Origin of the sequence: Bifidobacterium indicum (assembly GCF_036987015.1) — a bacterium.
GTDB classification, from domain to species: Bacteria; Actinomycetota; Actinomycetes; order Actinomycetales; family Bifidobacteriaceae; genus Bombiscardovia; species Bombiscardovia indica.
On sequence record NZ_BTXM01000004.1, the window covers coordinates 78,034 to 90,771 of the forward strand.

General features: G+C 61.5%; 10 protein-coding genes. 6 read left to right on the plus strand and 4 right to left on the minus strand.

Annotated elements, in window-relative coordinates; genetic code table 11:
• Positions 1–290: 290 nt before the first annotated feature.
• Both glmM and AACP59_RS08320 read left to right on the plus strand, forming a co-directional pair.
• Positions 291–1,667 carry a phosphoglucosamine mutase gene (glmM, locus tag AACP59_RS08315; RefSeq protein ID WP_297316288.1) on the plus strand — a complete coding sequence of 459 codons (1,377 nt, stop codon included), beginning with the start codon at positions 291–293 and terminating at the stop codon, positions 1,665–1,667.
• Positions 1,668–1,716: 49 nt separating this feature from the next.
• Positions 1,717–2,379 (plus strand): peptide deformylase, encoded by a 663-nt coding sequence (locus AACP59_RS08320; RefSeq protein WP_339350684.1) that lies wholly within the window; start codon positions 1,717–1,719, stop codon positions 2,377–2,379.
• Between the two features lie 198 nt (positions 2,380–2,577).
• Here AACP59_RS08320 and AACP59_RS08325 read toward each other — a convergent pair whose 3' ends face one another.
• Positions 2,578–3,246, minus strand: a complete 669-nt coding sequence (locus AACP59_RS08325) for an SOS response-associated peptidase (protein WP_297316290.1) — start codon at positions 3,244–3,246, stop codon at positions 2,578–2,580.
• 731 nt (positions 3,247–3,977) lie between these two features.
• On the opposite strand from AACP59_RS08325, the gene AACP59_RS09630 reads away from it, so the two are divergent.
• Together AACP59_RS09630 and AACP59_RS08335 are read left to right on the plus strand one after the other, a co-directional pair.
• Entirely contained in the window at positions 3,978–4,970 is a 993-nt protein-coding gene (locus AACP59_RS09630) for an RCC1 domain-containing protein (RefSeq protein ID WP_502260914.1), read from the plus strand.
• A 578-nt stretch (positions 4,971–5,548) separates the two neighbouring features.
• Entirely contained in the window at positions 5,549–6,667 is a 1,119-nt protein-coding gene (locus AACP59_RS08335; RefSeq protein WP_339350688.1) for a zinc-binding dehydrogenase, read from the plus strand.
• A gap of 148 nt (positions 6,668–6,815) precedes the next feature.
• Here the strand turns inward: AACP59_RS08335 and AACP59_RS08340 are convergent, their stop codons facing one another.
• Together AACP59_RS08340 and AACP59_RS08345 are read right to left on the minus strand one after the other, a co-directional pair.
• The gene (locus tag AACP59_RS08340; RefSeq protein WP_339350690.1) at positions 6,816–7,946 is read right to left on the minus strand and encodes a glycerate kinase family protein; all 1,131 of its coding nucleotides are present in this window, start codon (positions 7,944–7,946) and stop codon (positions 6,816–6,818) included.
• Between the two features lie 62 nt (positions 7,947–8,008).
• On the minus strand, positions 8,009–9,307 hold the full coding sequence (locus tag AACP59_RS08345) for a GntP family permease (RefSeq protein ID WP_339350692.1): 1,299 nt from the start codon (positions 9,305–9,307) through the stop codon (positions 8,009–8,011).
• A 204-nt stretch (positions 9,308–9,511) separates the two neighbouring features.
• Between AACP59_RS08345 and AACP59_RS08350 the strand changes: the two genes are divergently transcribed.
• Entirely contained in the window at positions 9,512–10,651 is a 1,140-nt protein-coding gene (locus AACP59_RS08350; protein WP_339350694.1) for a CdaR family transcriptional regulator, read from the plus strand.
• Positions 10,652–10,677: 26 nt separating this feature from the next.
• Here the strand turns inward: AACP59_RS08350 and AACP59_RS08355 are convergent, their stop codons facing one another.
• Positions 10,678–11,379, minus strand: coding sequence for a DUF4391 domain-containing protein (locus AACP59_RS08355; protein ID WP_339350695.1), 702 nt, complete (start codon positions 11,377–11,379; stop codon positions 10,678–10,680).
• 250 nt (positions 11,380–11,629) lie between these two features.
• Between AACP59_RS08355 and AACP59_RS08360 the strand changes: the two genes are divergently transcribed.
• Complete coding sequence (locus AACP59_RS08360) at positions 11,630–12,664, plus strand: alpha/beta hydrolase (protein WP_339352935.1); 1,035 nt, start codon at positions 11,630–11,632, stop codon at positions 12,662–12,664.
• Positions 12,665–12,738: the final 74 nt, after the last annotated feature.

The following is a 12,738-nucleotide window of genomic DNA, read 5'->3' on the forward strand; positions in this document are numbered from 1 at the left end:
GCGAAGGGATTGGCGGATGCGGTCCCCCCTCCCTGGCAGGCAAAAACAGGTTCCGTCCTCGTCCGCCCCTCGCCATTCCGACCTGCCTTATTCAGGCCTGTGCCGACCCGTTCTTCATCATTCCGACTCTTGTCATTCCGGTTCCTCCCATTCTGTTCCCCGTCCTTCAGTGGAAGTGGTGTGCAAAAGGTCCGGTCCGCTCCGGTCCCGGTAGGGGAGGGGTCATAATGAACCTAGTGTGGAGATGGGTGGGACTCCTGTAAACCCGCCCATGAAGTCGGAGGAGTGAGATGCCAAGATTATTCGGTACCGATGGTGTTCGCGGATTGGCAAACAGGGATCTGACCGCGCAGTTGGCTCTGGACCTGGGTGATGCCGCGGTGCGGATACTGGGCAAGGGGGCGGACCAGTCCGAGGGGCGCAGGCGTGCCCTGATCGGACGTGACACCAGGGTTTCCGGTGACTTCCTGGCCTCGGCGCTAGCAGCCGGCATGTCGGCCGGTGGGTTCGACGTGATCGATGTGGGCATCATCCCGACCCCCGGCATCGCCTACCTGACCAGCGTCCTCAACGTGGAGATGGGGGCGGTCATTTCGGCCTCCCACAATCCCATGCCAGACAACGGCATCAAGTTCTTCGCCCGGGGCGGGTTCAAGCTCCAGGATGCCAAGGAGGACGAGATCGAGTCCGTCCTGGGGCAGGAATGGGAGCGCCCGACCGGCGACGGGGTGGGCCGTGTGTCGCATGACACGGTGACCGCCACCAACATGTACATCGACCACCTGGTCGAGGCTGTGGCCCCCATCAACCCCGACAAGACGCAGACCAAGCCACTTGACGGTCTGCGCATCGTGGCCGACTGCGCCAACGGCGCCACCTCGGTCGTGGCGCCCGAGGCACTGCGCAGGGCGGGTGCGGATGTGGTGGTCATCAACGCTTCGCCGGACGGGTACAACATCAACAAGCATGCGGGGTCCACCCATCCCGAACAGCTCCAGGCGATGGTCAGGGCCTCGGATGCGGCCATGGGCGTGGCCTTCGACGGGGACGCCGACCGGTGCCTGGCCGTGGACGAGGACGGCGCCATGGTCAACGGGGACCAGATCATGGGTATCCTGGCCCGGGCCAAGCAGCGCGAGGGCAAGCTGGCCAACGACACCCTGGTGGTCACCGTCATGAGCAACCTGGGACTCAAGCTGGCCCTGAAGAAGATGGGCATCGTGACGGTCCAGACGGGTGTCGGCGACCGGTACGTCCTGGAGGAGATGCTCCGCGGCGGGTACACCCTGGGCGGTGAGCAGTCCGGCCATGTCATCAACCGCGAGTTCGCCACCACCGGCGACGGCACCCTGACCGCCCTGACACTGGCCAAGGAGGTCGTGCGTTCGGGCAGGAGTCTGAAGGAGCTGGCGGCCGACTTTCCGCAGCTGCCCCAGCAGCTGATCAACGTGCCCGGTGTGGACAAGAACGCGGCCCGGACCAACGCCAAGGTTCAGGCGGCCGTGGAGCGGGAGGAGGAGCTCCTTGGGGCGACCGGCAGGGTCCTGCTGCGTCCCTCCGGCACCGAGCCTCTCGTCCGCGTCATGGCCGAGGCGGCCACCCAGGAGCAGGCCGACCAGGTCTGCCAGCGTCTGGCCAAGACCGTCGCCGACGAGCTGTCTCTGTGAGGGCTGCCCAAGCAAGCTGATTATCTGATACCCGAGAAAGACCACTCCCATGTTCGGAAGAAACGCCAGGATCGATACCGCTCTCGACCACCAGGTTGATGCCATGCTCTCGGATGCCGGACGCGCGGGCACCCTTGCCATCGTCCAGATGGGCGAGCCGGTCCTGCGACAGCAGACGGAACCCTATGCCGGTCAACTCTCCAAGAGGACCCTGAACCGGCTGATCGAGGTCATGCGCCGGACCATGCTGGACGCTCCCGGAGTGGGTCTGGCGGCCCCGCAGATCGGCCTTGGGCTGGCTATCGCGGTCATTGAGGACCACCTGCGTGACGATGAGGACGATCCTAGAGAAATCGCCGAACTTCCCTTCAGGACCATCATCAACCCCTCATATGGGCCGGTGGGCACCACCAGAACATCCTTCTACGAGGGATGCCTCTCATTGGAGGGATACCAGGCGGTTCGCAGCCGCTGGCTCGACATCGAGGCTGCCTGGCAGGACGAGAACGGCAGGAAGCACCGGGAGACCATGCACGGCTGGCCGGCCCGCATATTCCAGCACGAGACCGACCACCTTTCCGGGGAGGTCTACATCGACCAGGCCGAGATCCGCAGTCTCTCCTCCGATGACAATCTGGGTGAATACTGGGCCTTCGACCCCATTCCCACCGGGGCCGCCCATGAGTTGGGCTTCAGTTTGGAGGAGCAGTAGACGGCGTTCTCCGCCTATTCGCGTCAGTACCCGGTCTTGGCTCCGGTTGCCGGGCCAGGGTGAGCCGAATCTCCTCTGCCCATTGCCCGTGTGCCCTACCGAAATTCGGGAGGGGAGGAGTGCTGGTCAGTGTATCCTGGGTCCTGTAGCCAGACGGTTGCCGGCTGCAGACCGGTATCCTCCTGCTCCGGCAGGCGTTCATAATCTCAACGTGATGCTCTCGGTCAGGTGGGGTCCATCGCCTTTGAGCGGTGCTACCTGGCGTTGGACCAGCCGAGCCGATGCCTTGCTTCCCAGCTCCACGGCCCGGGGGAATACATCCGATCCGTCCAGGTCGGGATCCAACCAGTCATCGGCGTTCGTGTCGGTGATCAGGAGGGGCATGCGGTCATGTACGAGGGCCGCCCCGCCTTCCGCCTGGGTGGTCAGGATGGTGGCCGTCAGCAGCCAGGGGGAGTGGCCATCCCTGCGCCACCAGGAGTACAGTCCGGCAATGGACAGGGGTGCTCCATCCTGTGATTGGAAGTAGTAGGGTTTGTGGTCCCTGGTCCATTCGTAGTAGCCGCTGGCGGGGATGATGGCGCGTCGGGACCGTGCCGCATCGGCGTAGGTCCGTCTGGCCAAGGCCGTTTCGACCCGGGCGTTATGGGTCGGGTAGTCCAGGTGGTCGTCGGGGGACCAGGACGGTACCAGGTTCCAACTGGCCGGATTCAGGTGGCGGGCGCCACTTCGGTCCTGGGCTACGACCGCAATGGTCGCCCCGGGAGCGATATTCCATGAAGGTCCGGGCAGCCCTGGTGCCCGCCGGGCCCGGTACCGTTCCGCCAGACCGGAATAGTCCAGGGCCGCCGCGAATCTTCCGCACATATTCCCATTCTAAACGATGGCTTCCGCTTTGATTAGGCATGGGGGGGTCACTGGAACATGCCTGTTTTTATCCGGCCCGGATAATGGGTGGTCTCATCTGTCGGAATTTGCCAGATGCGTGGTGGGTTCAGGAATCAGGTCTGCTTTTAAGGGGTCGTGCTTACCCGGACGGAAGATGACCGGTCCTTTTCCTGTCCATGCGATGGGTATGCCATTCGCCACTGCCATCTCCGGATATCCATGCTGTTATGAGACACATGCCTGTTCCCCCGTCCCCACCAGGTAGTGGCTTGGCGCGCACACTTGTATTGGTGCTGGAGATGCCATGGGATTTGCCCTAATAGACAGTGGCCCATGAGATGTCTGCATTCGTACCACAGGTCCCATCTGTAGTGTCGGATCGGAATCAACAGATGTTCATCGGCTTTCGTATTTCTGCCGGATGCTCCGTAACGAAGGGAAGAGTCAGGGTCCGCAACAGGTGGCTTTGCAGACTGGGGCAAGTACTGCTAAACTATAGTTGGTTTTGTGAGGTACTGCGTCTGTATTTCATCGGGGGAGAGTTGAGATACAAAGGCGTGTTGGGGAGGAATTCAGTAATGGGGAACAAATACGTTCTGCAAATTCCGGCTGCGGTTTCTGCCGTTTTGTCGACTTTGATGACTGGTATGGTCACCGGTGTTGCTACGGCCAGTGCGAATAACCGTGCCAAGACCCGCGCGTCAACAGCCATGCATGGTGGCGAAAGTCAGCAGTCTCCGTTGTCTGCTCAGAGGCAAGCGGCAGATTTCGATGCAACCCACGTCCGATCCTCAAACTCGAAAACACGTTTGAGTAGAAGCCGGGGACGATGGAATCTCAGTCCAGATCATGGACCGACTGCCGGCAACGAACAGGTTGCTATTACGCCACCGCCGCCTTCTGGCATACGTTTCACCCGGGTGAGTACAGGATGGAGATATGCCTTGGCCATAGGCGCTGACGGGCGTCTTCACTCTTGGGGGGACAACAGTTTCGGTGATTCAGGACGATTTCCTAGCGGGCTATCCACACTCGGTACAGTAGACAATCCTGCAGGAGCAGGCAGCGGGTTTACATGGAAACAGGCTTCAGGTGGCAATGCTTTTTCCGCTGCCATCGGTTCCGACGGGAACCTTCACACATGGGGAGGAGGTGGCGCTGCGCCGGGACGAGACTGCAGTATCGTACAATCAAACCACCCCGGCCTGGTAGAGAAACCAGCCGGTACAAGGTACGACTTTACTTGGAGGACAGTCAGCCTCGGCTTGGATCATGTATCAGCGCTCGGATCCGACGGGAACCTCTACACCTGGGGAAACGGCAGCAACGGCAAACTGGGACGCGACGGGGCGGACGGCCGGCCCGGTCGGGTGGTCTTCCCCTCGCGTGGCATACCCACCCGGGTGCTGTTCGACCGGGTCCAGAGCACCGTTCCCATGGCCGGCGCCGACGACACGTGGACGGTCACCACACCCGCCCACGCGGCCGGAGGGGTGCCCGTCACCATCAGCTGGACCCTCGACGGGACACCCCAGGCCGACGACACCGGCAACACCTACCGGTACGTCACCATCGGCAGCCTGCCCCTGACCGGAAGCCACGGCATCCTCCTGCTCGCCGCCATCGGCCTGACCCTCATGACCGCCACCACCGCGGCCAGACCACACCGACACCCCACCAAAAGCACCGGAGGTGAAGCCTGACGATCAATTCTTCGCACGCGTAAGGTCGGACCATCACCAATCCCCGGATCCGACACCAGGCGACCGCGTCCCCTTCATTCCCAGAAAAGACACGGCCGCCTTTTCCTTACCATCCGCAAGGAATCGTGCCCCCACCTCCGGTCCCATGTGAATCTGTCATCCGGTCAGCGGAATTGTCAGATTGTCGGGATTGTCTTTTCCGGGGGACTCCAACCCGAGTGGTCCTCATCCTTACCTGCCAGCATGCATAGGTTGTCTTCGGAGGGAATATATGCATTTATCCGGGGGGGGGGACGGGAACGGTCTGACTGCCGTTGACGTGCTGTGATCACTGCCGGTGTAGTCAAAATCACATTCAGGCTTGATGCCTTCTGCGCGGCTGATCAGGCCGGATTCGCCTGGATTCCTGCGAACAATCCTGCCTGACGAATACGGTGTATCCGCTTGATCCGGGCTAGAATGAATATAAACAAGCAAAGACCGCTTGTGGGATCAAGTCTATTCACAGAGTCACCGCCAAGGAAGCATCGGATTCTGCACCGACTGAAAGCCGGTGCATCGTATTACAAAGGAGACATATGTCTCAGAAGATTAAGGCCTCACTGGCCTATGGTATCGGGAAGGGATTCGCCCAGCCCGAGGAGATCATCATTGACGACCCGATCAAGGCCGAGGTTCTGGTAGATGTGCAGGCTTCCGGCCTATGCCATTCCGACCTTCACCTGGTCGAGGACGACGACAAGTTCTTCCCATTCCCGGCTGTGATCGGCCACGAGATCGCCGGCATCGTCGAGGCCGTCGGTCCCGAGGTGTCGGGGATCAAGGTGGGGGATCATGTGGTTGCCTCCCTGGAGCAGGTCTGTGGTCACTGTGCCAACTGCCTCAAGGGTCAGCCCCAATCCTGCACCCAGCAGCAGGAGTGTGTGCGCGGCGCTGATGAGAAGCCCCGTCTCTCCTTCCCCGACGGTCGGCCCATCACCCAGGCATTCGGCACCGGTGGGTTCGCCGAGAAGGCCCTGATCCACGAGAACCAGCTGGCCGTGGTCAATGACCAGGTCAAGTGGGACGAGGCCGCCTGCATCGGCTGCGCCACCATCACCGGGGCAGGTGCCGCCATCAACACGGCCCACGTCCGTCCTGGCGACACCGTGGCCGTGATCGGCACCGGCGGCATCGGCCTGAACATCATCTCCGGTGCCAGCATCTGCGGTGCCAAAAGGATCATCGCCATCGACGTCTTCGACAACAAGCTGGAGTTCGCCAGGAAGTTCGGTGCCACCGACGTGATCAACTCCAAGAACGAGGACCCGGTCGCCAAGGTGCGTGAGCTCACCGACGGCGGTGTGGACGAGGCCTTCGAGGCCATCGGTCTGCAGGCCACCATGAAGCAGGCCTGGGACATGCTCGGCGTGGGCGGCACCGCCTACCCGATCGGTCTGGCCAAGCCCGATGCCACCATCTCCCTGGAGATCAACCCCGCGGAGCTTCTGGTCCACCAGCGTGGGTTCAAGGGCGTCTGGATGGGCTCGACCAACATCAAGCATGACATCCCCATGTACGCCGACCTGGCCGTCGATGGGAGGCTGAACATGCATGACATCGTCAGCCAGCACATCAAGCTCAGTCAGATCGACGAGGCCTACGAGCAGCTGGTCAAGGGCGAGGTCATCCGCTCGGTCATCACCGACTTCGACTGACCTTTCCCGGCGGTCGGGCGGGGTTCCGGCCCGTGCCGACCGGCCTGATTGCCAATCGGGTCCGGTTGATTGAAATACGCAGGGGGTGTCGGATACGAGGCGCATCCGACACCCCCTGACCTGTCCTTGCCGGAGTCGGCGATCGGTACTACCTGATCAGTCTTCCGATGTTTTCGGCCACCCGGGCCAGATTCGTGGATGTGCCCTCGATGGCCTGATCGAGGCTGACCGCCCCGGGGCTGATTCCGAAGACGGCGTCGATACCGATCTGGTAGAGCTGGTCGATGCCCTCACCCACCGAACCGGCCAGGGCGATGACCTTGCAGTCGGGAGCCACTTCCTTGACGGCCTGCGCCGTGCCCATGGGGGTCTTGCCGAACTTGGTCTGGAAGTCGATGCCGCCCTCACCGGTGAAGCAGATGTCGGCCCCACGGGCCTTGTCCTTCAGACCGGTCGTTTCCACTACGATCCGGATGCCGGAATGCATCCCGGCATCGGTGAAGGCCAGGAAGCCGGCACCCAATCCACCTGCAGCCCCTGCCCCTGCCGTCTGTTCCACGTCCCGGCCGAGATCGCGCCTGATGACATCGGCATAGTGGCCCAGTGCCGCATCCAGGGTCTGGATCATGGCTTGGTTCGCGCCCTTCTGGGGGCCGAAAACAGCCGATGCCCCCTGGGGTCCGGTCAGAGGATTGGTCACGTCCGAGGCCAGACGGATACGGGCCTTGGTGAGTCTGGGATCCAGTCCGGAGCAGTCTATCCTGGCCAGGTTCTCCAGGGCCTTGCCACCATAGGGGAGGTCCCGATCCCGGCCGTCGAGGAGTCTGACGCCCAAGGCCTGCGCCATGCCTGCCCCTCCGTCGTTGGTGGCGGAACCCCCAAGGCCGATGATGAACTCATCCACCCCCCGGTCCAGGGCCTCCTTGATAAGCTGTCCTGTCCCGTAGGTGGTGGTGATCAGTGGGTTTTTGGTCTTCTCATTGACAAACTGGATTCCGCTGGCCGCTGCCATTTCTATGACCGCGGTCCGGTCGTCTCCCAGAATCCCATAGTAGGCCTGGACGGGGTCGCCCAGAGGTCCCGTAACCTGGGCGTCCACGATTGTTCCCCGGGTGGCGTCGACCAGGGAACGGACCGTACCCTCCCCGCCATCCGCCATGGGAACCTGAACGTAATCCGCCTGGATGCCGCTCCTGCGCAATCCCTCCTCTATGGCCCGGGCCGCCTCTCGGGCACTCAGGCTCCCCTTGAAGGAGTCGGGGGCGATGATGATTTTCATGGGTTCACCTTTCATGGCAGTGCTGAAACTTGGGTTCGTGTATGGTCCATCGGTGTTCTTGCCTAGAAGACCAGATACATGAGCGTGGCAACCAGGGTCATGGTAAGGCCGACCAGGAACTCGAAGGGGACCACTTTCATGCGCTCGCCCAAACTCATGTTCAGGGACTTCGCCGTGACATGGAAATAGTTGCCGTGGGGGAGCTGGTCGATCACCGTGGCCCCCGCCTGCATGGTGACCGCTGCTGCCACTCCTGAGGTGCCGAAGGAGAGGATGGACTGTCCGAAGGAGCTGCTGCCCAGAATCACGCCTGTCGAGGTGGATGCCGTGGCGGCCGCCATCAAAATGCCGGCGATCGGGGCCAGCATGGAGCCGGGTACGCCCATGGCGTCAATCAGGGAAACAATCTGCTTGGGCAGGTCGGAGTTGGTGATCAGTCCTCCCAGGGCACCAGCCCCGATCAGGATGAGGACCACGTCGACCATGCGTTGCAGGCCGGCACTGGTGAACTCCAGGATGCGCCTTCCTTGCCCCATGGCCAGAAGACCGAGGATCGATGCCAGGGGGAGGATGTACATGGCATCCACCTGGAACTTCTCCAGGAGGGAGATGTGCAGGACCGAACCGACGGGATTGATGAGGAGGAGGACCACGGCGGTGACCGGGGCCACCAGGGAACGTCCGAGCGAGGGCAGGCCCTTTCGGGACCTCTGGCTGTCCGGGTCTTCACCAAGATCGTCCATGGTGACGACCCGTCCCCTGTGCTGAACCATGGAGGCCAGGAAGATCGCCATGGCCAGGCCGAAGACCGCGGGGACGAAGCTGCCGATCATGACAGCCGAGGGTTGGATGTGGAAACCTGATGCCACGGCGATGGTGTTGGGGTTGGGGGAGATGATGTTGCCGGCCTTGCCGCCACCTGAGAGGGCGATGAGCAGGGCCAGTTTGGAAATCTTCAGCCGGCTGCCCACCTCGATGGCGATCGGGGCCACAATCAGAACGGCCACGGGGATGAATACCCCTACGGCGCAGATGATCATCGTGGCCAGAGCCAGGGAGAAGATGGCCAGCCGTTCGCCGAGCTTGTCGACGATGGCCCGGGCTATGCGGTTGGCGGCGCCGGACTCCATCATCACGCCAGCCAGGACACCTGCCGCCAGTACCCTGACAACGGTTCCCATGACGCTCTGGGAACCTTCTACCACGATCTTGACGGTCTGGGAGAGCGAGGCTCCACCGATCAGGCAGCCCACGATGGCGCCGAGCATGAGGGCATAGGTGGTATTGAGTTTTCCGAGGATGAGCACGATGGCCAAAGCCAGGCCAATCAATGCGGCCCACCAGGTTATTGCGATATTCACTCCGTCTCCTTTGAAGCAGGGGTCCCGTGTGACATGGACCAAGAGCAACAGCGCCCCGATCTGTCTGCGGAACTGTCAAAACACCCAGGTTTCGCCTATATTATGGCTTGATGAGCGGTGCATGCGCCACATTACCCATACCGACATTCTGACCCTGATCCGGTTATACAAATGGTACGTGTACTATTCCCCAAGGGAGGCCTCATGAATATCGATCCACGTATCGCACAGAATATCGTCGACAATCTGAAGGATGTGCTCCATTACGACATCAATTTCTTCGATACCAAAGGAATCATGACGGCCAGCACCGACTCCTCGAGGATCGGTACCTATCATGATGCAGCCTGCAAGGCGGCCGGGAGTGGTGTCACCATTATGGTCGACCAGGACCGTCCTTACCAGGGTGCGCGTGATGGGGTGAATGTCCCTGTGCTGTTCAACGATTCCGTGGTGGCGGTCATCGGGATAACCGGCCCTCTGGATGAGGTGGGATCCCTGGGACGAATCATCGAAAAGATGACCGAGATACTCCTGCGGGCGAATATGGAGCAGATCACCCGGTTCAACCGTAGGATCATGACGGGGAACCTGGTCAACCTCCTGACCATGGAGCACAAGGATGACGGTCTCATGGAGGCGCTTTCCATGACCTTGGATGTGGACCTTGCCCGGCCCAGGTCGGCCCTGATCGGCTTTGCCCCCGGCGTACGGCTGGAGCGACTCGACCAGGACAACCTCTATGACCGGCTCTGCTCGATCTGTCTGTCCTTTGATGCGCCCCTCTTTGCCGTGGGACCAAGGGATTTCCGCATTTTCATCCACGACCTGCCCTCCGGCACCCTGAAGGAATTCGCCCAGGCACTCCAGACAGGCCTGGGCGAGGCGGTTGGTTCAGACGTCCTGCTAGGCATGGGCAGGGTCATGTCCCATCCGCAGGAATACTGGCGGAGCTATGACCAGGCCTGCACCGTCGTCCATTGGACCTGTTTCGCAGGGATGACGGGGGTCCATCGTTACGACGACCTTGACGGGGGACTGATCATCCCGGCCCTGCCCCCGGCTCTGGCAGAGGAATTCGTGCAACACGTCTTCGCGGGAATGAAGGAGGAACGCATCGACTGGTTCGCAGAGATCTTCCACGCCTACACCAAACACAACGGAAGCATCACCCATGCCGCCCAGGAACTCTTCATCCATAAAAACACCATGCAGAACCGGTTGGATGCCTTGGCGAAGGAGACCGGCTACAATCCCCGCTCATTGAAGGATTACCCGGTGCTCGAGGCGGCCTTCGCCATCAGGGAGTATCGGGCCTTCGAACGGAACATGAACCAGGAATGACCGGTCGGGCCGGTCCCCATGTGGACTCACTCGGTCTGGAGTTTCTCAAGTTCGTTGCGGACCTTGTGGAGCTTGGCGTAGATCGTGTTCCGGTCCTGGGTGGACTTGGCCCGGCCATGGTCCCTGGCCAGCTTGCTCTCCTGGTCAAGCAGGCCGCTGATGCGCTCGCGCCTGGCGATGCGCTGGTCCAGGTCGTTCCCGTCGATCGTCCCCAGGATGATCTGGGCGCCGAGGCTGTCCCAGAGGTCATCCATGGTGGATCCGGTGACCTGCAGGGCTGTTTGGCTGATTGTCTGGGTTTGGCCCAGGTGCATCCCGTATTCCTGCTGATGGCCCGGTCGGGTCGGGAGGGCGCGGCGCAGGCCCATGGTGCATACGGTTTCCCCCTTGCTGGGGTGGATGCAGGCGAAGATGATTCCCGAGGAACGCAGGGAGGCGATATGTTCCAGGACATCGACAGGCAGGTCTTCGCTCTTCAGACCGACGGCCATGACCAGGATTTCATGGCACCGTACCCCATCCGCCAACCCGGTTGTACCGGGGCTCAGGAGGGAGAGCATGACAATCGACTCCACCTTGGTGGCGAAGTGCTGCTTGAGCCGGGACGAAATCGGTGGTCTGGTTGTGAAGACCTGGACGGGCAGGTGTCCCTTGGCTTCGGGGATGGCCGCGGTGGCGGGCAGGCCAAGGCTGGTGGCTGATACACCCTCATAGCTTGCGATAGTCATCGTCGACCTTTCTGTGGACGGTCCGGACTTTTCGTCCGCTTGCCTGAGAGATATTGTATCCGTCGGGGTCAGGGCCCATGCCGTTCCGTCCGGTATCAGATACCCTTCCCGGGCAGCGTGACGGCCCCGACCGGGCATGTGTATCTGTCCTACACTTATATGTGTGAGGGTCTGGGCTTCGTCTTCCTCATGAAGACCCTGCCCGGCCCGAGACCGATGGAGTATGACTCGATGACATGAAGGCTGGATGATGAGTGATGCTGATGAGCTGAGGGTCAGTGACGAGGACCGGCGGCTGTACTCCGGATGGACCGAGGTCGACGGTGATCTGGAGGGTTGTGATCCCGTCATCGCCCGTGCAGTGCTCGGCACCAGGCTGGAGTTCGCCGGAACCGACGGGATGCGGGCCAGGAACTGGCTGGTCCCCGATGGTGTGGACTGCATCAACGACATGGCCTATGTCGATGACGGCCTGCGCGCGCACCGACTGGACCTCTACCTGCCCCATGAGGCCGTTCTGCGCAACGGCAGGACCCTGCCCGTCTATATCGACATCCATGGTGGTGGGTTCATGTATGGGTACAAGGAGCTCAACCGGAACTTCTGCACCCACCTTGCAGCGCTGGGCTTTGCGGTCTTCTCCATCAATTACCGGTTGATCCCTTCCACCGATTTCATGGGGCAGCTTCGTGACGTGACACAGGCCCTGGCCTGGATCAAGAACCATATGAGACTCTTTCCCCTTGATCCGAACAGTGTCTTCATCATCGGTGATTCCGCGGGTGGCACCTTGGGACTCTATGCCCTGGCGATTGAGTCCTCAGGAGGGTTCGCCCAGGCCCTGGGACTGCCCCGGGCCGATCTGACCCCCATTGGTGGGGCCATGATCTCGGGTTTGTTCGACCTGACACCCTACCTGAAGGTGACCAAGGGTGGATATGAATCATTAGGGTCTAATACCGACTCCCTGATGAAGGTGGCCCCCGACTTCTTCGCCGGTTTCGGACAGACCGCGGGCGCCGGGATGGCCGACCCGGATACGATGGCCGGCATGGTTGATTTTCCGCCAATCTTCCTGAATACCAGCAGCGATGACTTTCTGCAGGGTGATGCCCTGGCCATGGGTCTGGCCCTGCAACGTCACGGGCGGGTTTTCGAGCTGCACGATCCCAGGCCCTTCAAGGGGCAGACCCTGGGGCATGTATACCCGGTGGGCATGTCCTGGCTGGACGAGAGTCGGGAGACCCTCAGGCAGATTCATGATTTCTCTTACGAGCTCCTCTAGGAGGGTGCCGCCGGGAACGAGGGGGAGGGGGTGATGTCCCGAAGCACTCGGAGGGCCCTGTTGGCCGACGGGGC